Here is a 24,089-nt window from a genome sequence, read left to right on the forward strand (position 1 = left end):
CATAGGGTTTTCCACTGCGATTCAGGTATCATAAAACTATGGCACGTTTTGGCAGGAAAAACAGGTCAAACGTAATAGAAATTGTGGGTAAAGGGGTCGCAGCATGAAGGGAAAAAACAAAAGCATCATGATCGTCTTGGCTCTAGTCATTGTCGCATTGCTGGGATACACAGGCTATCGTTTCTTTGGTCCTGTGACACTGGCGGAAGGGTATTTGTACGAAGATGATACACGCATGCTATACACGAGTGTCACGGTGAATAACGAGAAAGTTAACGTTGAAATGACGGATTCCATCGTCGAAACAGAAGATAGCATCCCTGTTCTGAAAACCGAGTCGATCTTGCTGGAGGGAACGCTGGATGGGGAGCAGCTAACCCTCAAAAATCCGGCAACTGGTCAGGATATCATCGGCACTGTGAACGGTGACGAGCTCCAATTTGACGGGCTGCTTATGGAAGAAAATAAGGGGCAGACGAGCCTTGTTGCCACAAACAAAAGCGTGTACGAGAGCAAGTTGGCGACACTAACCAAGCGGACCAGCGAGGAAGCAGAAGTAAAAAAGAAAGAAGTAGCAGAACAAAGAGCCAAAGATGCAGCGCGTGTTGACTTCGCCAAAAAAGTAGAAAAGACAGGGAAGCTAGAGGCTGATCTGATCGAAACGGCAAAGTATTTGGACGAGCTGCAATTTACGGATGAAGCGCAGTTTTCCAATGATCAAATAGCAGAGCTGCAAAGACTGTTGGAAGAGATTCGTACCTATTCGACGCAGCCAGGCTTGAGCAAGATGGAATTCGAGGTCATGCAAGGAACATTGGGCAGTATGAAGGTGTTGGTCGATGGGATGAACACGATGGATGGCTCGATTCAGGACAAAAACAAAAACATGCAGGAAATGATCGCCATCATGGAGACCGACATGAAGGATATCCAAACGATATGGGCGGAAATCAAAGCGAGCGTGCCGGATGCCGAGAAACGGGAAAAAGAAATCAATGCGGCCATCAAGACGGCGACTGATTCCATCGCGCAGGCGAAGCAGCGCCACGGCTCGGTAGACAAAAGCGGACAAGCAAAAGTGAAGGAAACCGCGAACAGTCTGTATCAACAAGCGGTGAATGTACTGAATCAGACAAAAGCAAAGTATGGTTTTTAGACAGGAACAAGGCTCTCATTCGGGAGCTTTTTCCCATTTCAGTACCCTTATCGTTTTCAGGTCGGAAAAATTGTATTATTCTTATAGTATTACTAAGAGATAATCATAAGGCAAATTTTCCAGGAGGAGTACGATGAGCGTCTACCAGAACATTACCGAATTGATTGGAAATACGCCGATTGTTCGACTGAGGCGCATGGTTCCTGAAGGAGCAGCAGAAGTTTTTGTGAAGCTGGAGAAATTCAATCCGTCCGGAAGTGTGAAGGACCGCGCTGCCTACAATCTGATTTTGACGGCTGAGCAAGCGGGACTAATCCAACCAGGGGATACGATCATAGAGCCGACGAGCGGCAATACGGGAATCGGCTTGGCGATGAATGCCGCCGCAAAAGGCTACCGCGCGATTTTGGTCATGCCTGACAATATGTCGAAGGAACGGATCAATATATTGAAAGCGTATGGGGCAGAGGTTGTATTGACCCCGAGCGAGCTGAGAATGCCAGGGGCGATTGCCAAAGCGCAGGAACTGCAAAAAGAGATTCCGCGCAGCTTTATTCCTCAGCAATTCGAGAATCAGGCGAACCCGGATATCCATCGAACGACGACAGCAAAGGAAATTTTTGCGCAAACGAATGGTCGACTGGATGCGTTTGTCGCCACAGCCGGAACGGGTGGAACGATTACAGGGACAGGCGAAGCATTGCGGGAAAAGCTCCCGGAGCTGTATATCGCTGTCGTCGAACCAAAAGGGTCCCCGGTATTGTCTGGTGGAAAGCCTGGACCACATAAACTGGTCGGCACGAGCCCTGGTTTTGTTCCACAAATCCTCAATACAAGCATTTATAATGAAATCATACAAATTGCAGACGAAGACGCCCTACAAAGCATGCGGCAGCTTGCTGCGTTGGAAGGGATTCTCGTCGGCCCTTCATCGGGTGCCTCGGTCTTTGCTGCCATTACGATTGCCAAAAGGCTGGGAGTGGGTAAGCGGGTCGTGTGCATTGCGCCTGACACGGGGGAGCGGTATTTGAGTATGAATCTTTTCTAATTAGGAGAAAAGGCGATGAGCAACGAAAAACATGCGCTGATTATCGGGGCAGGCTTGAGCGGGCTTGCATCAGCGCTTGCCTTGAAGCAAAAGGGTTGGCAAGTGACGCTTTACGAGCAGGCAAAGGAGCATAAAGGCATCGGTGCTGGAATCGTTTTGGCTGCTAATGCGATGAAGGCATTGGATAAGCTGGGAGTTGGACAGGAAGTACGCGAGCTTGGGGCAGCCGTCCGTTCAGCAAGGATTCTCGACTGGAAGGGAAATTTGTTAGTCGAGCTGCCTGTCGCGGAACAAGCAGAACGGTACGGGGCTGACAGCTACTTGATTCATCGGGCTGATCTACAGCAGGCTCTTTTAGCGAAAATCTCGACACATGAATTGGTTCCAGGCAAGCAGCTCATATCTTTTTCTCAAGAAGAGCAAAGGGTTCATGCCGCTTTTGCAGATGGTTCAAGTACTCGTGGGGCGATTCTGATCGGAGCGGACGGGATTCACTCTCGTGTACGGAAGAGCCTGTTCGGTGAAGAGGCAATGAGATACTCCGGGTACACGGCGATTCGCGGGATTGCTACCTACCAAGACCCTCGTTATCCACTGGAATCAGGAGGCGGCTTTGAAGCGTGGGGCAGGGGGATTCGGTTCGGGTTTTCTCATATCGGCAACAATCGAATTCATTGGTTTGCCGCCATTAATGCACCTGAGGGAGAAAAAGATGGGCCGATGGGGCGGAAGCAAGAGACGTTGCGTAGACTCGACGGCTGGTATGAACCAGTACGTGCAGTGATTGAGGCGACAGAGGATGCGGCTATCTTGCGGCATGATATTTATGACCGTGCACCACTCAGGAGATGGAGTGAGGGGCGGGTTACATTAGTAGGCGATGCGGCACATCCGATGCTGCCGAATCTGGGGCAAGGGTCGGGGCAGGGAATGGAAGACGCACTCGTTCTGGCGAGATGCTTGGCAGATGCCGATACGGACTCGGCCCACGCTTTGCGCATGTATGAAGAGCTACGGAAGAAGCGGGCGAATGCGATTATGAAAGGTTCCCGCCTGATGGGAGCAGTCACCCAATGGGAAAATCCGCTGGCGATCGCGGCTCGTCATTTTATGCTAAAAACGATCCCTGCCCGTATCCAGAGCAGAAGATTGGACTGGATTGTTGGACACGAGGTGTGAATATGGCGGTAGAAAAAGGCAAGGAGCATGAGGCCCTTGCCTTTCAACTTTGTTCGCTTATTGATGACGTGCCTGATAGGCAAGCAACGCTGCAATGAATAACTGACCGGTTTGAATCATGGAGCGCTCATCGACATCGAATTTGGGATGATGATGCGGATACGTCGCCTGAATCTCCGGGTTGCGTCCACCGACCATGAAGAAGGTAGCGGGGCGCTCTTGGGCAAAGTAAGCAAAATCCTCTCCGCCCATGCCAGGTGGGATTTTCAATACGCGCTCCTCACCAAAAATACGTTTGGCTTCTGCGACAAATAGCGGGGTCTCTGTCTCATCGTTCCAAGTAGCTGGGTAACCGCGTTGATACATGATTTCGCACGTAGCGCCGACTGCCTGGCAACTGGCTTCCACGATACGTTTCAGAGATTGCTCGACCGCGACTCTCACTTCCTCGTCATACGTGCGGACGGTTCCCTTGAGCCTCACTTGATCAGGAATGACGTTGAACGCTTCGCCCCCGCCAACGAAGGAGCAAACAGACAGAACGACTTGTTTCAGCGGATCTACCTGACGGCTGGCAATCTGCTGCAAATTCATGACAACCTGACTGCCCAAGACGATTGGATCAACGGAGGTATGCGGATAAGCCCCGTGCCCGCCTTTTCCGTACAAGACGATCTCGAAGCTATCTGCTGCTGCCGTAATGTAGCCTTGACCGATCCCGACAGTGCCTACGGGAAGCTCGGAGGCCACGTGCGCGCCATACACGACATCGACTCCTTCAAGGCAACCCGCCTCTACCATGGCTTTGGCGCCACCAGGTGGCAGCTCTTCCGCGAACTGATGCAGGAATACCACATTTCCTGGGAGCTCGTCACGGAACTCGCTCAACACTTGTGCGACTCCCAAAAGTCCGGAGGTATGTATGTCGTGACCGCAAGCGTGCATGACGCCCGGAATGCGGGACTTATAAGGTACTTCTTTTTCATCTTGGATGGGCAAGGCATCGAAGTCAGCGCGCAACGCAACTGTTTTTCCTGGCTTTCCACCCCTCAGGAGACCGACAACACCCATGCCGCCGACACCGGTTTGTACTTCTATACCAAAAGAAGCCAGCTTGTCCGCTACTTTCTTCGCTGTGTTTTCCTCCTGAAAGGAAAGCTCGGGATACATATGCAAATCACGTCTGAATGTAACAAGCTCTGGATAAATCTCTTGCAGTCGGGCAAACCATTTTTCTTCCATCGAACCCACTCCTTTTTCCTAGGGAAAGAGATTGGTATTTCGTATTCGCCTTATTATAAAAATATTCCGAATCATAATTCAATGTATGATTTCGAGAACTATAATGAAGCTACATTCATATTATGTAGACATTTCCAGTAGAAATCTCTAGAATATTAGAGAGACATGTTTAAAAGGTCGTGTTTTTAGTACAACTGCGTAATCAAAAGACGACTTTTTGAACAGATGGATTGAGGAGATTATGACGAGTCCAACACAACCAAAAAATCCTAGAGTACTAATCATTATGCTCGTTTCTGGTATCCTTGTTTTGATCTTGACTTGTGTAAGCATCGCGATTTCCTATTTCAATACGATTCAATCCGTCCGACTCTCTATTGCGAATCAAAGCATGAAAGCTGCTTCTACAGTAGCAGACAGTCTAGATGTTGACGCGTATCAGGAGTTTTTACGAAATCCGGTAAAAGAGACCCCCGCCTATGAACGAATCGAACAGCAATTGAATCAAGCGCGTGAGCAGTTCGGTCTGCTGTATTTATACACGATTCAAGTCAATGAAGACAGGCAGAGTGGTCGCGCGATGATCGTAGCAAGGCCTCCAAATGCGCAGCAAAATTTTGATATCGGTATGCCAATTGTTCTATCTCCTGAGCACATTCAAATGATTTACGGAGGATCATCAGCGTACTACTCAGATATTATCAGAGATCCAGATTACGGGGTCTACATGTCTGCGGGCGCGCCGCTTAGAGATAGAGAAGGAAGAATCATCGGAATCATCGGAGTAGATACGGACGTAGCCATCGTCGAGGATATTGGAAATGATGTCGTTCGTAGCAGCATTCCTGTTTTTGCGGTCCAAGGCTTGTTTGTCGTCGTACTGATTTTCCTGGTTCTGTGCATGGAACGCTGGTACCAACGCGCCATCAAGGCAGCAGTTGGCGAGACGGAAGAAACCTACCAGGATGAATTGCGCTCAGTCATTTGTTCGATGCGCTCCATCCGTCATGATTTCGTCAATCACATGCAGGTGCTCTACGGTTTGATCGAATGCGGATATTATCCAAAAGCACGAGATTACGTGCAGTCGTTGCTGAAAGAAACCAAGCTTTTGGACCTCACCGTGAGGTTTGCGAATCCTGCTTTAATGGTATTGCTTCACACCAAATGGGAGCAGGCTAAATCCAAACAAATCGTGATGCAATTTGAAGAATGTTCTGATCCAATCGATAACATTCCTTCCACTGATCTGATCAAAATTTTATCGAATCTTATTGATAATGCGATTGAAGCGGCGGAGTTAGCAGATGGGGAAAAACGAGTCAGCATTTATTTTTGCTGTGATGAAGAACACATTATTTTCCGAGTTGAAAATACAGGACCGGAAATATCAACAGAACAACGTACACGTATTTTTGAGAATGGCTATACAACGAAAACAGAGAAAAAATGTGGCTCGCGTGGAACGGGTCTGACGATTGTAGATTCAGTTGTGCACAAGTACAAGGGGAAAATTGAGGTTTGGTCCGAGCGGGGAATCACGAGATTTACCGTCCGGTTGCCAGTGAAATAGGCTCATAACGAAAACGATTCTAGGATGATAAGAAAAAGCCGTCAACGATTTGACGGCTTTTTGCTTTTGTGAGTCTCTATGCATGGTGTTCTGGCGCAGGTTGCACCACTTGGCTTTCCTGTGCTTGAAATGGACGTGAGATCGAGTAGAAGGCAAATCCGAATGAAAGCAGGACAAACACAGCTCCAACCCAAGGCGTGTAGATGACGGAAGACCGCTCGACGACGAGACCGCCAGCCAGAGAGCCAAGGGCGATACCTAAATGCTGGGCAGAAGTATTCAAGCTTAATTGAATGTCTGCGGTAGCAGGTGAGCAGGAGATCAAATAGTTTTGCTGTGCTGGCGAAATGGCCCAGCTAAGCGCACTCCAGATTACCATGATCGGCAAGAACAAATAAAGCGAGCCTGTAAAAAACGGCAAGACACACATGATCAAGCCAAACACGGGAATGATGAACAGAATGCTTTTGGTTGCTCCCCATTTGTCTGCGATCCAACCGCCAATACCGCCGCCTGCAACGGCAGCAATCCCGAACACGAGATAAATCCAGCTCAGTGTCATTGCGTCTACATTCATCGTCGTTTGCAGATAAGGGGTAAAGTATGCATACAGCGTCAAGTGACCTGTCAGCATTAACAAGACGATAAACAATGCGCTGAATAGCTTTCCGCTACGGAGGGTAGACATTTGATCACGTAACGGAATTGGCGGTGCAGTTTGAACTTTTGGCAAAAACAAGAGGATAAAAATCATCGCAACGATACTAAGAGCCGCAATTAACCAAAACGGGGCACGCCATCCGAAGGCATTCCCCAGCGCCAAGCCAACAGGGACGCCGAGTACGAGCGAACCGCTAATCCCCATGAAAATAACGCCAATGGCACGGCCGCGATATGCAGGTTCTACAAGACTCGTCGCAATGGTAATCGACAGCACAATCAGGATGGAACTACTTGCTGCGCTCAAGATGCGTGCTGTCATTAATACAGCGTAGCTCGGACTAAGTGCCGCGAGCACATTACTCAGGAAAAAGGCCGCTAATGCATACAAGTATAGCTTTTTGCGCTCGACACGCCTCGTAACATGCAGGAGCAGAGGAGCGGCAATGGCAAATGCAAGCGAGAATATGGTGATCAATTGTCCGGCGGCGCTAATCGATACCTGAAGATCACGAGCAATCAGATCAAGCGTACCACCGATAATCAATTCCACCGTACCTACAACAAAGGTAGCAATCGCTAAGATGAAGACACGTGGATTCAAAACAATAGCTCCTCTCAAGTGAAAAGGTTACTACCATAATAGTAACCTTTTTTATCGTGTGCAACTAGAAAATTCTCCATACAAATAAAAAAGACTCTGGCCAATAGCCAAAGTCCACGTATTGTCAGTATCGGAGGCGGATGATCATCTTGCGGATTTCTTCATCGTCAAACAGTTGATCCACATATTTTTGGGTGATTTTTGTCAGCGCGACATCATGGTAAAAAGAATCGGCAAAAAATTTGACGAACGGTTGACCACGTGTCTTGATCGCATGCCAGCCCGTGTCCTCCTCACCTGCAAAAATCATTTCATCCTGGTCCACTACGATTAGCTGATAGCGTTCCAAGCCTTGATGCTCTTGCACAGGGATAAAGGAATGAACACAGGAAAGCTTGGTGTTAATCTGCCCGATGACCAAGGCTTCGATCTCCACTCCTTCTTTTTCTTTCATCTCCAATAGGGGTACATACTCCAAAAAATCATCCGACCAAGCAGAGATGCGAATAGACCGTGTTGCTCGTTGGATCAATTGTTTGCATTCCGCGCGGATCGATTCGTCAACCTTCAGGCTCCAGACCCGGTCATCGCGTACGGTTTTATGAGAAAGGGAGCTGGTCAATTTTTTGACGTCCATTTGAAATTGGCTGGTCAGCTTTTCTACCAGGCTGTCCAAAGGAAGGGCTGTATATCGCTTTTTCTTTTCAGATATGGTGTCAAGAACCATCCCTTTTTCGACCAAACGATTCAACACTTCATAAATTTTTGCCTTTGGCACTCCCGAATGCTTCACGACCATTGCTGCATCGAGAGGCTCGCCGCTAGACGCCAACGCTTCATAAACTTTACTCTCATACAGAGAAAAACCAAATGTTTGCAGCATCAAAATCCTCCAAGGAAAACACGAGCATTTTTATTCGATCGTACCGATAATCGAGTTATTTTGCAAGAAAGAGAGGGGGGCGAAAGAAATATCTGATAGAAAAATATCGACTTTTATCGACAAAATTCAACAAATTTCTATAGGCCTTTAGGAGGTAGACGCGATGGTAATATATCGAACTGATACCCTGTGAATAAATGATTAGCCGAAATTTCGGCACTTGCTGTTACTAGTTCGATAGCCTTAGTGAGAAATTTCTTTTGAACGGGAAGTATTTTTTGTCGAAGGAAAGAATTTGGCAAAAATTACGTATCACGCAATAATTATGAATAGTCGGAATTGGGGGTTTAATTTTTCCGATGCATCACAAATAGATAGAAAAAGAGGGTGAACCGTAGTGAAGAAAGGCAAGAAGCTCTTATCCGTTTTATTTTCCTCCTCACTCGTGCTCAGTACTTTCGTGGCTGCACCTGCAACGGGTTTGGCCAAATCAAAAGAGGACAAGCATGATCTGCATGTAGACTTGTCCACTGTTAACCTGGAGCGACTGATTAAAGGGTTAATGGAGCAAGGAATCATTGATGAAGATGCCGATCAGGAAGAGATTGACGAGGCGTTGCTCGAGTACTTGGAAGACAAAAAAGTACCGCACGGCGTTGACGAATCGAGCTCTTATGGTAGGGAAGCGAGCAGAGGGCAGCAGGCAGCATTGGCGAAGGCAGCCCAGAAAGTGGCAGAGATGGAGGAAGGCGATGAATTGCGCTCTTCCAAACGACTACATACCGATAACATCGTTGTCGCTCTTGTCGAGTTCCCAGACCGGGAGCATAACGAGTTACCAAAAGTGAGTGACTCGCTTTGGACGAAAGACTTTAACGAAAAGCATTATAAAGAGATGCTGTTTGATCAGAAGGGGTACGAAACTCCTGAAGGAATCAGCATGACAACGATGGCGAAATACTTCTATCTGCAATCGGGAAAAACATGGACGGTTGATGGTGTGGTAACGCCATGGCAAATGGCAGAGAATAGCTACAAATATTATGGAGAAAACTCGAAAGCCGGTGACGATTCCAATCCGCGCGATTTGGTAATCGAGACGCTTGAGGCAGTTGGGGAATCCATTGCCGGGAAAGAGGAATTGTACGATCAGCGTGATCCGTATGATATCGATGGTGATGGAGACCTGATGGAGCCGGATGGCAATCTGGACAACCTCATGCTCGTTCATGCAGGGATTGGAGAAGAGACAGGGGAAGACCCAGATGCGATCTGGTCTCACCGTTGGACCTTGAAAAAACCAGTGGATATTCCAGGCACAAGCCTCAAAGCGTTTGATTACATGATCCAGCCTGAAGATGGCGCACCAGGTGTATTCACTCACGAATACGGACACAATCTCGGTTTGCCAGACTTGTATGACACGACAAGAGGCGGAAAAGATTCGCCAGTAGGTGCTTGGTCCCTCATGTCGTCTGGTAGCCACACAGGTAAGGTTTTCCAAACAGAACCTACTGGCCTTGATCCTTGGTCAAAAATGGTCCTGCAGCAAATGTTCGGCGGAAACTGGATTAAACCGTACGTGCTGGACTACAAGGATGTAGAGAAGCGCAAGAGAAGCCTTCGACTCATTGATGCGAGCAGCCTTGAGAAGGACGGCAAGGTCATCAAGCTGAACATGCCTAAGGTCGAAAAGAAACCTCCAGTTGAGCCAAAGGATGGCGGATACGCGTACTTCTCGGATGAAGGCAACAAGCTGAATACAAAAATGACGTCTGATGTGATCGACTTAACAGGGGCCAGCTCCGCAGCGATGAAATTCGATTCGTGGAGAAGCATTGAGGAAGGCTATGACTACGTGTACGTCAATGTAATCGATACGGATACAGGCGAGAAAAAAGAAGTTCAAAAATACGATGACGTAACCAAAGGCTGGGACAAAGAAGAAATCAGCCTGAACGAGTTCGTCGGTAAAAAGGTACAAGTTGAGTTTAACTATGTGACGGATGTCGCATTCGTGATGGATGGCTTCTATCTGGATAACTTCGAAGTAGAGGCAGATGGACAAGTCATTTTCGCAGATGATGCAGAGGGTGAGAAGAAGTTCAAATTGGATGGCTTCACTCACTTCGATGGAAAAGGAAAAATGTACGATGCGTACTACCTGGTTGAGCTGCGCTCTCACGAAGGAATTGACGCTGGATTGAAGCATTTCCGTCGCAACGACTCCTTCTTCACGTATGATCCAGGTATGGTCATCTGGTACTTTGATGGTCGTTACGAAAGATCCCGTGACAACAATACAAGCCTGCACCCAGGCTACGGCATGCTCGGTGTAGTAGATGCCCATCAGGAAGTACGTTACTGGAACAATGATGAAGGTAACAAAAAGGCAATCGCAGATTCCCGTTACCAAGTGAATGATGCTGCGTTTAGCCCGAACGATACATCTGGAATGGATCTGGATTACATTTTGGGAACGATGGAATACGAGCCGTTAGATGGTGTCACTGAGTTTAAAGACAGTGATGATTACTCGATGCCGGAAGTGCCGGAAGTCGGTAAAATCCTGCCGCAAATCGGTTTGGAAATCAAGCTGAAAAGAGTTTCCAAGAAGTTCACGGATGCTACGATTGAGTTCTCCATTGATAAAGATTAATGAATAAGCCAAAAGACGCCACACAGCGCGAAGCTGATGTTTGGCGTCTTTTTCGTTTCTATGATTACTGGTCTAAGCTCGGTTGCATCGAAATAGGCTATAACAATGAACGACAAGCTGCCTGATCTGATTGCGCGTAAGAAAGGCAACCTTTTGTACAGGCATAGGTATCGCGCCCGGCAGCAAGGGGGGATCAATCATGCTGCATATTGTTGCTTGCATTAAGCAGGTGCCGGACACCAAAATCATCAAGATGAATCCGAAGACGAATACGATGGATCGCGCCAGTGCGCCAGCCATTCTCAACCCGTATGATGCACATGCGGTGGAGGAAGCCGTTCGTTTGAAAAATCGATATGGGGGTGTGGTCTCCGTCGTTACCATGGGACCGCCGCCAGCGGTGAAGGCCATTCGGAAATGTATCGAGATCGGAGCAGACGCAGGCTATCTGGTAACGGATCGTGCATTTGCCGGAGCAGACACATTGGCAACCAGCTATGCCATTACCAAAGCCATTGAGAAGATTGCAGAAAGCCAGCCAGTCGACCTCGTCATTTGCGGGAAGATGACCATCGACGGTGATACGGGACAAGTCGGACCGGGTGTCGCCAGAAGGTTGGATATTCCACCGCTTACGTGTGTGAAAAAAGTAGTGGAGATAAACAAAGAACAAGGTTACGCCATCGTGCATCGAAAGCTGGAGGATGGGTATGAAGTCATTCAGTCGACCTTGCCTTGTTTGTTTTCCGTGGAGAAGGAGATTAACGAGGTACCTTATTCTCCGCTACCCAACATGCTTCGAGCTGCTAGATATCAGCCTGTTATCTGGTCCGTCGATGACTTGGGGGATATCGATCGGACGCAGTTAGGTCTGAAGGGCTCTCCTACCATTGTTGCAAAAGTTTGGCCCCCAGAGAAGCCAAAGGGTGGCGAAATGCTCGAAGGAAGCGCCAGCGAGCAAATCGCGCGCTTGATGGAAATTTTGCACGATAAACAGCGATTGTTTCGGGTGAAGGAGGAGCAGATATGAATCTGGATGATTTTCGTGGCATCTGGGTGTTTTTAGAGGTGAGTGACGGCCGTATCGCCCCTGTATCACTCGAGCTGCTGGGGGCGGGTAGGCAAATGGCTGACAAGCGAGACGTGCCGCTTGCTGGCTTGTTAATCGGAGATGGAATCAAGGAGTTGGCCCACACGGCGTTTCCATACGGAGCGGACCAAGTGTATGTCTACGATCACAAGATTTTTCATGATTACCGAACAGAGTCCTTCATGCGAGCAGTCATCGAATGTGTTCAAAAGCACAAGCCGGAAATCATCTTGTACGGGGCGACTTCAACTGGAAAAGATTTGGCGAGCGCTGTCGCGACGGACTTGGAGACAGGGCTGACCGCTGACACAACCATGCTCGATGTAAACGCGGAGACAGGCTTATTGGAGGCAAGCCGTCCAGCGTTTGGCGGTAACATCATGGCGACGATTTTGTGCAAAAAACATCGACCGCAAATGGCGACGGTTCGCCCGAAAGTCATGAAAGCGCTTGAGCCAGACGAGTCACGTACAGGAGAAATCATTGATGAAAGCATGGAGCTGCGTGAAGAAGATATTCGCACAAAAGTACTGAAAATCGTCCGGGAGACGAAGGAAAAGGTGCGGCTGGATGAGGCTGATGTGATCGTCGCTGGTGGCAAGGGACTCGGAAGCAAGGAAGGCTTCGCGCTTATTCATCGTTTCGCAGAACGAATCGGGGCAACCGTCGGGGCCAGCAGAGATGCGGTGGAAGCAGGCTGGATCGGTCATGATCATCAGGTCGGACAGACGGGAGTAACTGTCACGCCAAAAATTTACTTTGCCATCGGCATATCGGGAGCTATCCAGCATTTGGTCGGCATGCGCAACTCGGGAATGATCATTGCCATCAATAAAGATCCGAATGCCCTCATCTTCCAGTCTTGTCACTACGGTATTGTCGGTGATGCTTTTGAAATTGTGCCATTGCTCATTGAAGCATTCCAAAAGGAGCCGGACAAGGAGGTAACGTATGGCTGAGAAATTTGATGTAATCATTGTCGGAGCAGGGCCGGCCGGAACAGCTTGTGCTTATACGCTTGCCAAAGCGGGTGTAAATGTTCTGTTGATGGAGCGCGGGGAATATCCGGGTTCCAAAAACGTCATGGGAGGTGTTTTGTATCGCAAAACGATGGAAGACATCATTCCCGAATTTTACAAGGAGGCGCCTGTTGAACGGCCGATCGTCGAGCAGCGGTTCATGATGCTCGATAAGGAATCAGCCATCAATTTCAGTTATAAAGGCATGGAGTGGGCCCAGGAACCCTATAACAATTTCACGGTGCTGCGGGCGAAATTTGACCAATGGTTTGCAGATAAAGCCGTGCAGCAGGGGGCACTTTTACTCAATGAGACCGTCGCTTTGCAGTGCATCGTTGAAAATGGCAAGGTAGTCGGTGTCAAAACAGATCGACCGGATGGGGATCTATACGCAGATGTTGTCGTTCTGGCAGACGGCGTCAACTCCTTGCTGGCGAAATCGTTAGGTTTCCACAAAGAGTTTCGCCCAGATGAGGTAGCGCTCGCTGTCATGGAAGTACTGAAGCTGGATCGCAAAATAATCGAGGATCGCTTTAACTTAGAGGGCGATCACGGTTGTACGATTGAAATTTTCGGGGATTCGACCAAAGGGATTTTGGGGACGGCGTGGTTGTATACGAATAAGGACAGCTTGAACATTGGGGTAGGAACGATGCTATCGGGTCTGATAAAAAACAAGATCAAGCCTTATGAGTTGTTGGACTATGTAAAGAATCACCCGATGATTCGACCGTATATTCAAGGCTGTGAGCAGCAGGAGTACTTGGCGCACCTAATTCCCGAGGGCGGATATCGTTCCATTCCCAAAATTGTCGGCAATGGTGTTCTTGTCGTCGGAGATGCTGCCCAGCTCGTCAATGCGATCCATCGAGAGGGATCGAATATGGCAATGGCATCTGGTGTCATGGCAGCGGAAACGATTCTGGCGGCAAAAGAGGCAGGGGACTATTCCGAAAAAATGCTCGACGGATACCGAATCAATCTATTGAACAGCTTTGTCGGTCAAGATTTGAAAAAGTACAAGGACGCAACGCATCACTTTGAAAAATTCCCGCAGTATTTCGAACAGTATATTCCGATGATGAACAAAGCAGCGAGTCAAATGTTCACGGTTGATGGCAGCTCAAAATGGAGTAAGCAGAAGAAAATTTGGAGCGAGCTCGGCTCTGCGAAGGACAAATGGAAAATGGCGCGTGATTTGATGAATGCGTGGAGGGTGATGAAGTGATGCAGGATTTACCGAAGGGCCAGTCAATCGAGGAGAAACAGTACCTTGTGCGCTTCAAAGCGGATACGGAGTCACATCTGCATGTGCTCTCCGCAGATGTTTGTGCGACGCAATGCCCTGATAAGCTCTGTACCATCTTCTGTCCTGCGGAAGTATACAAATGGGAAGAAGTGCGGATGCACGTCGGTTACGAAGGATGTCACGAGTGTGGGAGCTGCCGCATTGGTTGCCCGTACGAAAATATCAAATGGGTGTATCCGAAGGGTGGACACGGAATCATCTTCAGACTCGGGTAATGGGCGGCGATGAGTGGTGATACAAATAGGCGATCTGGTCGTTTATGTAAAGGATGGCGCAAAGGGAGTGGTCATTCATATTGAGGAGGAGCGCTTCCAGGTAAAGTGGGAAGATGATTTTGTCAGTTGGGAGAAAAGGGAATGGTTGCTGCCCAGTTCAATGGAACATGGCGATCTTTTAAAACAGAAAGAACAGCGGGAGTAAATTCCCACTGTTCTTTTGTTTTGCGTGAATTTGACCACTAGTTACGGACTGTATAAGGATACACCCGAGCAAAAGACCCCTCAATTCGAAAACAGCCAAGAACTGGTTGTGGAGAAGCGAGCGAAACGATGAGATACGCGGCCTCCGGGTAATGACAGTAAGCAATATCTTCAGGTGACGGAATGGGAGGTGCAGTAGGGTGGGAGTGATAGATCCCGACCAAATGCTCCCCGCGCAACGCCATCTTATGGAAAACGTGTTGAATCTGCTTGGGGTCCATGGCGAAGGCGACCGGGCTTTTCAATGTATTTTCCATACGCCAAACCGTCTGTGCACTCCCATTTCTACCGGAAAGCAATCCGCACGTTTCATTTGGCTTCTTCTCAAGGGAATCTCGGATGATTTCATCCCAGACTGCACGGGTCATGGAAAAGGGGGCCTCTAAAAGATTAGCCTTGCCAACGCCTGCCGCAGCATCCTCCACTCGTTCTAGTCTGGACGGATGGTTGGACTTTATGAACCGGACCGGATTTTGGCAATGGCGATGGCGGCATTCTCGATGGGCGCTGGGCTGGATTGACTTGATGTTGTTGACGTTGGTGATACAGTGCACGCATTTGTTCAGGTGTCATGGTTTTTCCTCCCTTTCTGGACTGTATTATGTTGTATTCAGGATAGATTCACATGGTAACGGCGCTCGCACATTTTCACTTTTTCAACGAAACGGGTTGAATTCGTTGGCATTTTTGGGATAGGGCATCTGCATTTTTACTGGTGTGGAAGATAATTGTTGAGTGGAGGGATCGGAGCTTGGCATGAATTGCGTGCTTTGTTGGAATTGGGTGTTTGGCTGGAATTGAGTGTTTGGTTGGAATTGGACATTTTGCTGGAGTTGACTGAAGGCTTTATTGGATCGAGATTCCTTTTGCGTGAATTCTTTGATGATTTGCTTGTATTTTTCTTCGTTGTTCTGGAGTTCTTTCACCATGTTTTTGAGTCCGGTTATCGTCTTTTTCAACACTTGCTCCTGGGATGTAAACTGCTCAATGGCTTTTTCTTTTTCCGTTAACAGAGAGTCGTATTTTTGGGTTGTTTTCTCCAGCACTTCGTTCCATTTATTTTTTTGAAGAGAGACGTTCGCGAGCTTTTCGTCGGTTTCTTTGGCTTGTTGTTGAAAAGATTTGATACGATCCTGGGCTTCTGTTAATTGCTGTTGTGTTTCTTTTAATTCCGACTGGAGACTCCTTATGGTGTTTTGTGTTTGTTGGATTTCTTCATCGCGGTTTTGGATGCTTTGCTGCAATTCCTGCTCATGCAGGGAATGCGATTCGGCCAGCTTTTTATAGTCAGCGACGAGTTGATTTTTCGTTAACCGGGCTGCTTCCAGCTCAAGCAGAGCTTCCGTTAATTGTTGAGAAGTTTCTTCGTGTTTTGTTGTCCAACTTTGTTCAAGATCTATTGCTTTTTGCAGCATCTCGTGGCGGGTGGCTTCCAGCTCTTGCTCTTTCGTGCGTAAATCCTGTTTTTGCGCTTCGAGTTCTTGCTCTCGGGTGTATCTATCTTCATTCTGCACTTGTAGCTCCTGCTCCCGTGTTTGCAACTCTTGCCTTTGGACTTGGATTTCTTGTTCCTTAGAGAGGAGGGACTGTTCCAGTGTGTTTAGCTCTTGCTCCCGAGTGAACAACTCCTGTTCACGATTGTGTAGGGTATGTCCTTGAGCCTGTAGCTCCTGCTCTTGGTTCTGTAGCTCTTGATCTCGCGCGTTCAGCTCTTGCTTCAGCGTGAGTAACTCTTGCTCGTGGGAGTGGATCTCCTGCTCCTGAGAGAGAAGCTCCTGCCCGCGAAGCTGCAGCGCTTGCTCTCGGGATTGAAGTCCTTGTTCTTGGACCTGGAGTTCCTGGGTCTGAGCCAGAAGTGCTTGCTCCTGGGAGAGGTTGGCTTGCTCCCAATCGCGAAGCTCCTGTTCATGGGTCTTGAGCTCTTGTTCTTGAACCTGCAACGCCTGCGCATGAACTTGTAGCTCTTTTCTTTGCGCCTGCAAATCTTTTTCAAAACCATTTAGTTCTTCTTCCCGAGCTTGGAGGTCTCGCGAATGTGCGAGAAGTTCTTGATCTCGGGCCTGAAGCCCTTGTTCGAAAGTAAGCAGCTCTTGTTCTTTTGTCTGGAGGTTATGATTTTGAGTGTAAAGTTCTTGTCCGCGCGCTTGCAGCTCTTGCTCAAGGGTGAAAAGGTCCTGCTCTCGCGCTTGAAGGTATTGCGTCTGGGTGAGAAGGTCTTGCCCCCGGGATTTAAGCTCTTGTTCGAGGAGTGTTAGTTCTTGTTCTTTTGTTTGCTGGTTATCTGCTTGCGTTTGCAGTTCTTGCCCTTGTACTTGGAGCTCTTGCTCAAAATGGAGAAGTTCCTGCTCACGTGCGTTGAGATCTTGCGTCTGGGAATGCAGCTCTACCGCTTTGGACGTGAGTTGGTCTTCTTGCGTCTGGAGCTCTTGTTCGAGAGCGTGAAGGTCCTGTTCCCGTGCATGGAGGTCTTGCGCGAGAGAATGCAGCTCTAATCCCTTAGCCTCGAGTTTTTGCTCATGATCGAGAAGGTCCTGCTCCCGTGCTTGAAGGTTTTTCGTCTGGGAATGCAGCTCTAGCTCTTTGGACTGGAGCTGTTGTTCTTGCGTCTGGAGGTTTTGAGCAAGGGATTGTAGCTCTTGCCCTTGTGTTTGCAGCTCTTGTTCGAGACTGAGAAGTTCTTGTTCCCGTACGTTGAGGTCTTGCGTGAGAGAATGCAGCTCTAACCCCTTAGCCTCGAGTGTTTGCTCATGATCGAGAAGGTCCTGCTCCCGTGCTTGAAGGTTTTTCGCCTGGGAATGCAGATCTAGCTCTTTGGACTGGAGCTGTTGTTCTTGCGTCTGGAGGTTTTGAGCAAGGGATTGAAGCTCTTGCCCTTGTGTTTGCAGCTCTTGTTCGAGACTGAGAAGTTCTTGTTCCCGTGCGTTGAGGTTATGCGTGAGAGAATGCAGCTCTAACCCCTTAGCTTCGAGTTTTTGCTCATGATCGAGAAGGTCCTGCTCCCGTGCTTGAAGGTTTTTCGCCTGGGAATGCAGATCTAGCTCTTTGGACTGGAGCTGTTGTTCTTGCGTCTGGAGGTTTTGAGCAAGGGATTGAAGGTCTTGCTCTTGTGTCTTAAGCTTTTGCTCGAGACCGAGAAGTTCTTGTTCCCGTGCGTTGAGGTTTTGCGTTTGAGAATGCAGTTCAAGCTCTTGGGACTGGAGCTGTTGTTCTTTTGTTTCGAGGTTATGAGCAAGAGATTGAAGGTTTTGGCCTTGTGTCTGAAGCTCTTGTTCGAGAACGTGAAGATCCTGCTCCCGTGCATGGAGGTCTTGCGTCAGAGAATGCAGCTCTAGCTCTTTGGACTCGAGCTGTTGCTCTTTCGTTTGGAGGTTATTAGCAAGGGATTGCAGTTCTTGGCCTTGTGTTTGAAGCTCTTGCTCGAGATCGAGAAGTTCTTGTTCCCGTGCGTTGAGGTTTTGCGTTTGAGAATGCAGTTCAAGCTCTTGGGACTGGAGCTGTTGTTCTTTTGTTTCGAGGTTATGAGCAAGGGATTGAAGGTTTTGGCCTTGTGTCTGAAGCTCTTGTTCGAGAACGTGAAGATCCTGCTCCCGTGCATGGAGGTCTTGCGTCAGAGAATGCAGCTCTAGCCCCTTAGCCTCGAGTTTTTGCTCAAGAACGAGAAGATCCTGCTTCCGTGCAAGGAGTTCTTGTGCCTGAGAGTGCATCTCTAGTCCTTGTGCTTGTAACGCTTGTTCAAGATCGAGAAGTTCCTGCTGATGTGCTTGAAGTTCTTGTGTCTGAGAATGTAGCTCCAACTCCTTAGCGCCGAGCTTTTGCTCGGTAACAAGCAGCTCTTGTTCTTTGGTGTGGAGGTTATGCTTTAAGGATTGCAGTTCTTGGCTTTGCCCCTGTAACTCTTGCTCAAGACTGAGAAGTTCCTGCTGCTGTGCTTGAAGTTCTTGTGTTTGAGAATGCAGCTCCAGCTCCTTAGCCTCGAGCTTTTGCTCGGTAACAAGCAGCTCTTGTTCTTTGGTGTGGAGGTTATGCTTTAAGGATTGCAGTTCTTGGCTTTGCCCCTGTAACTCTTGCTCAAGACTGAGAAGTTCCTGCTGCTGTGCTTGAAGTTCTTGTGTTTGAGAATGCAGCTCCAGCTCCTTAGCCTCGAGCTTTTGCTCGGTAACAAGCAGCTCTTGTTCTTTGGTGTGGAGGTTATGCTTTAAGGATTGCAGTTCTTGGCTTTGCCCCTGTAACTCTTGCTCAAGACTGAGAAGCTCTTGCTCCCGTGCTTGAAGAGCTTGTGTCTGAGATTGCAGTTCTAGCCCCTTCGTCTGGAGCTCTTGATTGAGAGTGAGCTGCTCTTGTTCTTTCGTTTGCAGGTGATCCGCTTGAGAATGCAATTCTAACCACTGCGTCTGAAGCTCTTGTTCAAGATCGAGAAGCTTCTGTTCCCGTTTTTGTAGGTGTTGCGTCTGAGCATGCAACTCTTGCTCAAGATCGTGAAGTTCCTGCTCCCGCTGTTCCCAATTTGCGCTTGTTTCTGTATGCTGCTGTAGGTCAGAGAGTGCCTGCTCTTCCCGTGCTCGTGCGTCCTCCAACTGCTGATTCAATGATTCAATTTTGGATAGTTGTTCGTGCTGCCTCATCTGCGCACTCTCAAACTCTTCATTTACATGATCCAAAGCTTGTTTCCATGTAAGCTGTTGCTGCTCCAGATGTGCGATCATGTCTAAATGCTGCTGGCGTTCATGCAGGATCTCCTCGATTTGACTCAGCTGCTGCTGATTTTGCTCGTGTAACTCTTTTTGCCATTGTGCCTCTTTTTGTTCGTAGCTTTGTACACGCCGCTGGAGTAATTCAATATGCTCGCGCAAGTGTGCTTCCTGTGCTTGATGTTTGGACATGATTTCTTCAAGGCGTGGACCTTTTCGTTGCTCTCTGATCTCAGTTTGCAAGCTGTCGATCGAACTCTTTAGTTTTGCCTCTGTTTCCTGGTGGTCGGTTATGGTATTTTCCCGTTGTTTCAGGAGACGTTCGTAGTAGTCGAGCTTGCTCTTCATTTCTTGAAGCATGTCTTGTGAATCGTTTAAGCGCTGCTTCCATTCTGCCCCTTTGCTGTCCAAATCGTGGAGGGTTTGGTTCAATTGTTCAAGCTGCTCTCTATATGCTCCGTTTTTTTGGGACGTTTCCTCTATCTGCTTCTGTAGGTGCCACACTTCTTGCATGAGTTGGTTTGCTTTGTCCTCGTAGTAGTGTGCTTGTTTTTTTAGCAGGAGGAGCTTCTCATTTTCTTTCGGCTTATTCGCATTGGAGATTCTCCTTTTGTACACAGTGTTGTCCTCCTTTTTCCGTCTGGCGTTCCCATATAGACATATGTACGGGGGAAGAATTGGTGCCTGTATTGTAGTGAAGGTTCATCTATAGAAAAAACGGGAGAAGTGCTGGTCTTCTCCCGCCTGATTGGAAACAAATATTTTTTTCTTACGGAGTGGTAATGACAATATCTCCGAACGTGATGCAATCGGCAACCAGTAATTGTTCGTCTGGAACGACTGTAATAGTGCCGCTGAAGACGAGGACACCAGCAGAGTCTGTGAGTGTCAGAATGATCACGTCTGGCAGGCCGATTCCTGTTTCGGCGAGTGTCAGAGAGTAGGTCAGCGTTTCTTGAGCGCCTGTTGCTGTGAATGTCCGTACACCAGTACCTGTTACGACCAGACCTGTCACAATTGGCAGGATAGGTAGTACGGAAATGCATGTCGGAGAGCTGATAGTCGTTGGCGAGAAGCTGAAGCTTTGATCACCAAGGACATCAGGCAGGAGAGCATCAAAGAAGTTAAAGGTAAACGAGCTGCTGGATGGATCGCAGCTTGGGCAGATATCTGCGATGAGCTGAATCGTACCGACGGCAACGGCGAGTGGGATACCAATAGAAATGGAGACGTTTGGTACCAGCGCATTGACGGACGCCTGGCAATCGCAGTTGCGTACTGGGAAGATTGGTGGGCATTGTGGCGGGAATGTGATCGGCGGGCAACGGAAAGATGGCGTTGGCGATGGAATTGGAATGTTGTTTGGACGTGGAGCGCAGAATTTCGCCAATACTTCCAGTTTGACTTCTGCTTCTACCTGGATTTCTACGCAGACAATGACGTCGAGTTGAACCATGCCTCCGAGGAGAACAGTACCGGTCGGTGAGCACTCGAAAGCACTGATTCGGCACAAGATATTGTCCTCATCAAGCGGTTCAGGCAGGCAGAGAACGACTTCCTGATCGAATTGCACTGTCGTTGTGAATTCGCAGAGAGGTGTTCCGTCTGCGAAGACGCGAACGAGCACAGTGGCTCCGAACACAAAGCGAACGACTCCGACCCGAACAGTGGTCCCATTGACTGTAATGTTCTCGCGGCGAATACTGACGACTCTGCAAGTAGGACCAGGAGTAACTGGCTCAACGCAGGAGAGCGTGATATCTTGCCCTGCACGAATGGCAGCGTCTACCAGAGCTTGACAATCGTCGGGAAGGGCAATCTTGTTTCGGTAGCTGTTCGCTAATACTACCCAGTCATACACCTTATTGACGCGAATGCACTCTTCCTGCAGGTTGTTCGGTATAGGAGGAGTTGCTGTAGGCGTCGGTGTAGGGAGCTGGCGACCCATAATGGGCTTCACGTGATGTTTCACCGTAAGAATCCTTCCTTTCCTAGGGAGTTTGCTTTGCAGTTACATACTATGTGGGCAACGGGAGTTTGGCATGTTGAGCATGCGCCTATTTTTTAGGTCACTATCTTGTCAGAATGGAATATGAAATTTTTGAAAGAACCAATTGTCGTCGAATTTTCTTTGGGCAGAGTATCGAACACGCTGAGCGGCAGCCCCGCTAGTCAGCACATCATCCGCAATTTCACTGGCATTTGCGTAGAGCACAAGTTTTTTCGCAGCCTCAATCCGCTGCTCGCTAAAATGGCTGTACGCCATTCGAAGCATGTTGTAATAAATGTGCTCATGTGCAACTGTGTAAGGATGAACTTGCCTAAACAAATGCAAGATTTTTACGGATGGCTGGACCATACACGTATAACCGAATAGCCACATTTTGATGGAAAACTCGATATCTTCAAATCCCCATATGCGAAAACCACGGTCAAAACCCCCGACTTTCATAAAAGCTTCTCTAGTGACCAGGAAGCATCCCCCTGGCAATATCGCAACCTGTGCCGGGCCTGTTGGCTTTGGATACCAAGTGATCTCCAACTTCTGATTCAAATTTTGCCCATAACCAATTTTATGTGGCTCCGTCATGGAAGCGATTCCCGGAGCAACGCCATCTGCTTTTTTGGTAAGGATGAGCTCCATCATGCGATCGATCCAAAAGTTTTCAAAAGACAGATGGGCATCGCAAAAAATGAAGTAGTTGCCGCGGGCATGATTCACACCCAGGTTTCTTGCTGCTGCAGCACCAATGCCTTCTGTTGTGATTAATTTTATTTTTTCATTTTGCGCTTGGCCTTGTAAAAAGTGACAACCGTTATCTGTTGAGGCATCATCGACTACGATCACTTCATACGGATAGGTGGTTCTTGTATTTAAAAGGGAAGTGATGGTAGAACGCACATTGTCCCCCTCATTTTTTACAGGAATGATAATGGAGATTAGGGGCATTTGTGAGGTGGGCATATGACCACTCCTTTCTGTAGCATCGTATGCGCAAAGCGCTTCTTCGGAACAGTCATCGCCAAAAATGTTCACTTTGGACACTAGGCATTCATACAATATCGCGGACTGAAGGAAAGTGTCGTGAGGAGAGATGGAAATGGATGTTGAGGTATATTACAGTGGTCAACGTGGCGGGTCCATGCCGTATGCGGCTCTGCCAGCGTTTCGTTTATTTTGCAAGCAAAATGGCTTTCAATTGAAGTGGGATTCGACGAATAAAAGAGTGGACCTGGATTCGGGGTTGAAAGGTAAAGTTTGCGTCCTTTTTACAGGTATCTCTTCAGGAGGGACCGCCTACGAGTGGGAGGTATTGGGGAACGTTCAAAAATTTCTCTCTGATAGCGGGATGGAGGTCGTCTTAAGCCAAAACAATCCGTCTCTGGCGAAAAATACGGATGTCGCCATACGGTTTAGCTTGAAGGAAATGCGGGCCCTGGAAAAACCTAGACTGATTTTCTTTCAGTCGGAGGATGAAAAGCGGCAAGATTTGGTCAAGTGCTTGCGTTCAGAAATGCAGCAGTCAGGAATCCCGTGTCACTATAAAATAACCAAAAACCAAAAGCAACCAACGATCGTTCACATCCAGTTGCAGTTGCCGCTTTATACGGAAGTGAACAAGCGAAAAATTTATGCGGAAAAAATTGCGCTACATTTAGCGTCAGGGGTTTTGGAGTATTTCCAAAATGGATTGCACATTCAACCAATGGCGTTTTTACCACCCAACATTTTAAAGCTGTTTTATTCCACGATGCTCTTTACCTCTGATGAGGAAAGTCAGCAGGGGGCTAATGAAAAGGCATTAGCAGAGGAACAAATCATGATTCAGGAAAGTGACCAGCCGACTGCTGAGGCCAGTGACTCAAATAGAGAAGGAATCAGCGAATCAGACAGTGAACGGGAAGAGCTGTTGATCTTGGCAGAGGAAGAACTGCTCGAACAAGTAGTGACCATTCATCCGGTCGAAGAAGTGCCTGAACAGGTTGAAATTCGTACAGCGGCAGAAGTGTATTTTGATTACACATTGATTCACTCTGAATCAGTTGAGAAGCCGTACCTGTTGATTGGGACACTTCAGGTGAAGAATACGGGGAATGTAGAACTGAAAAATCCAATCGTTTGCCTGCGTGTCTCGCCTGTCGATTCAATTAAAATGGGAGGGCAGGTATTGCCACCGAAGCTCGTGGAGACGATGGCCGTGCAAGGTACATCGGGCTTAAAAGGATGGAGATACTTGGAAGACGATTGGTTTGCCCAAGCGATGGAGAGAGGGGAATACTGGATAGCGCCGATCCAACCCGTAACCATTACACCGGAATCGACGGAATCGTTCCAAAACTTCCAGATTTCTTTTATGAAACAAGAAACGGGGAAGGGAATCGTCGTCGAGGGTGTCGTGCTGTGCAACGATCAGACGGTACACTTTTCCGCCAATAACCGGATCGCCGTGTCTTTCTAATAGGGAAGAAAAGCCACCATTTCAGTAGAAATGATGGCTT

Annotated in this window: 19 protein-coding genes; 11 read left to right on the top strand and 8 right to left on the bottom strand. The window is 48.1% G+C overall.

The genetic code is table 11. The features are described from left to right. Positions 1–103: 103 nt before the first annotated feature. The 3 genes from AB432_RS09120 (at position 104) to AB432_RS09130 (ending at position 3,383) form a co-directional block, all read left to right on the top strand. Positions 104–1,156, top strand: a complete 1,053-nt coding sequence (locus AB432_RS09120) for a hypothetical protein (protein WP_048032010.1) — start codon at positions 104–106, stop codon at positions 1,154–1,156. Between the two features lie 133 nt (positions 1,157–1,289). Continuing rightward, entirely contained in the window at positions 1,290–2,204 is a 915-nt protein-coding gene (gene cysK, locus AB432_RS09125) for a cysteine synthase A (protein ID WP_048032011.1), read from the top strand. A gap of 15 nt (positions 2,205–2,219) precedes the next feature. Then, positions 2,220–3,383 (top strand): FAD-dependent monooxygenase, encoded by a 1,164-nt coding sequence (locus AB432_RS09130; RefSeq protein ID WP_048032012.1) that lies wholly within the window; start codon positions 2,220–2,222, stop codon positions 3,381–3,383. Positions 3,384–3,440: 57 nt separating this feature from the next. Here AB432_RS09130 and AB432_RS09135 read toward each other — a convergent pair whose 3' ends face one another. Next, positions 3,441–4,625: an amidohydrolase gene (locus AB432_RS09135; RefSeq protein WP_048032013.1), complete on the bottom strand. Its 1,185-nt coding sequence runs from the start codon at positions 4,623–4,625 to the stop codon at positions 3,441–3,443. Positions 4,626–4,941: 316 nt separating this feature from the next. On the opposite strand from AB432_RS09135, the gene AB432_RS09140 reads away from it, so the two are divergent. Beyond that, the gene (locus AB432_RS09140) at positions 4,942–6,198 is read left to right on the top strand and encodes an ATP-binding protein (RefSeq protein WP_235617647.1); all 1,257 of its coding nucleotides are present in this window, start codon (positions 4,942–4,944) and stop codon (positions 6,196–6,198) included. A gap of 76 nt (positions 6,199–6,274) precedes the next feature. On the opposite strand, the gene AB432_RS09145 is transcribed toward AB432_RS09140, so the two are convergent. Continuing rightward, the gene (locus tag AB432_RS09145) at positions 6,275–7,462 is read right to left on the bottom strand and encodes an MFS transporter (RefSeq protein WP_048032014.1); all 1,188 of its coding nucleotides are present in this window, start codon (positions 7,460–7,462) and stop codon (positions 6,275–6,277) included. Between the two features lie 124 nt (positions 7,463–7,586). Further along, positions 7,587–8,345, bottom strand: coding sequence for a TrmB family transcriptional regulator (locus tag AB432_RS09150; RefSeq protein WP_048032015.1), 759 nt, complete (start codon positions 8,343–8,345; stop codon positions 7,587–7,589). A gap of 397 nt (positions 8,346–8,742) precedes the next feature. Between AB432_RS09150 and AB432_RS09155 the strand changes: the two genes are divergently transcribed. The 6 genes from AB432_RS09155 (at position 8,743) to AB432_RS09180 (ending at position 14,842) form a co-directional block, all read left to right on the top strand. After that, positions 8,743–11,004, top strand: a complete 2,262-nt coding sequence (locus AB432_RS09155) for an immune inhibitor A domain-containing protein (protein ID WP_048032016.1) — start codon at positions 8,743–8,745, stop codon at positions 11,002–11,004. Between the two features lie 199 nt (positions 11,005–11,203). Then, positions 11,204–12,034 carry an electron transfer flavoprotein subunit beta/FixA family protein gene (locus AB432_RS09160; RefSeq protein ID WP_048032017.1) on the top strand — a complete coding sequence of 277 codons (831 nt, stop codon included), beginning with the start codon at positions 11,204–11,206 and terminating at the stop codon, positions 12,032–12,034. After that, on the top strand, positions 12,031–13,053 hold the full coding sequence (locus AB432_RS09165) for an electron transfer flavoprotein subunit alpha/FixB family protein (protein WP_048032018.1): 1,023 nt from the start codon (positions 12,031–12,033) through the stop codon (positions 13,051–13,053). The genes AB432_RS09160 and AB432_RS09165 overlap by 4 nt, the downstream gene beginning before the upstream one ends. After that, a complete protein-coding gene (locus AB432_RS09170) occupies positions 13,046–14,341 on the top strand; it encodes an FAD-dependent oxidoreductase (protein WP_048032019.1) in 1,296 nt (431 codons plus the stop codon). The genes AB432_RS09165 and AB432_RS09170 overlap by 8 nt, the downstream gene beginning before the upstream one ends. Further along, positions 14,341–14,637 (top strand): ferredoxin family protein, encoded by a 297-nt coding sequence (locus AB432_RS09175; protein WP_007726971.1) that lies wholly within the window; start codon positions 14,341–14,343, stop codon positions 14,635–14,637. Before AB432_RS09170 ends, AB432_RS09175 begins: the two co-directional genes overlap by 1 nt. 13 nt (positions 14,638–14,650) lie before the next feature. Further along, positions 14,651–14,842, top strand: a complete 192-nt coding sequence (locus AB432_RS09180; RefSeq protein ID WP_235617648.1) for a hypothetical protein — start codon at positions 14,651–14,653, stop codon at positions 14,840–14,842. Between the two features lie 37 nt (positions 14,843–14,879). Here the strand turns inward: AB432_RS09180 and AB432_RS09185 are convergent, their stop codons facing one another. The 5 genes from AB432_RS09185 to AB432_RS09200 all read right to left on the bottom strand — a co-directional run bounded on the left by AB432_RS09185 (position 14,880) and on the right by AB432_RS09200 (position 22,554). Beyond that, positions 14,880–15,269, bottom strand: coding sequence for a M67 family metallopeptidase (locus AB432_RS09185; protein WP_048032020.1), 390 nt, complete (start codon positions 15,267–15,269; stop codon positions 14,880–14,882). A 22-nt stretch (positions 15,270–15,291) separates the two neighbouring features. Continuing rightward, complete coding sequence (locus tag AB432_RS30995; protein ID WP_217366592.1) at positions 15,292–15,474, bottom strand: hypothetical protein; 183 nt, start codon at positions 15,472–15,474, stop codon at positions 15,292–15,294. 83 nt (positions 15,475–15,557) lie between these two features. Beyond that, a complete protein-coding gene (locus AB432_RS09190; RefSeq protein WP_113732266.1) occupies positions 15,558–20,207 on the bottom strand; it encodes a hypothetical protein in 4,650 nt (1,549 codons plus the stop codon). A 151-nt stretch (positions 20,208–20,358) separates the two neighbouring features. Then, the gene (locus AB432_RS09195) at positions 20,359–21,561 is read right to left on the bottom strand and encodes a BMQ_0737 family morphogenetic spore coat protein (RefSeq protein WP_048032023.1); all 1,203 of its coding nucleotides are present in this window, start codon (positions 21,559–21,561) and stop codon (positions 20,359–20,361) included. 108 nt (positions 21,562–21,669) lie between these two features. After that, a complete protein-coding gene (locus AB432_RS09200) occupies positions 21,670–22,554 on the bottom strand; it encodes a glycosyltransferase family 2 protein (RefSeq protein WP_048032024.1) in 885 nt (294 codons plus the stop codon). 136 nt (positions 22,555–22,690) lie between these two features. On the opposite strand from AB432_RS09200, the gene AB432_RS09205 reads away from it, so the two are divergent. Continuing rightward, the gene (locus AB432_RS09205; RefSeq protein WP_048032025.1) at positions 22,691–24,049 is read left to right on the top strand and encodes a hypothetical protein; all 1,359 of its coding nucleotides are present in this window, start codon (positions 22,691–22,693) and stop codon (positions 24,047–24,049) included. Positions 24,050–24,089 lie beyond the last annotated feature (40 nt).

This window comes from Brevibacillus brevis (assembly GCF_001039275.2).
Lineage (GTDB): Bacteria > Bacillota > Bacilli > Brevibacillales > Brevibacillaceae > Brevibacillus > Brevibacillus brevis_C.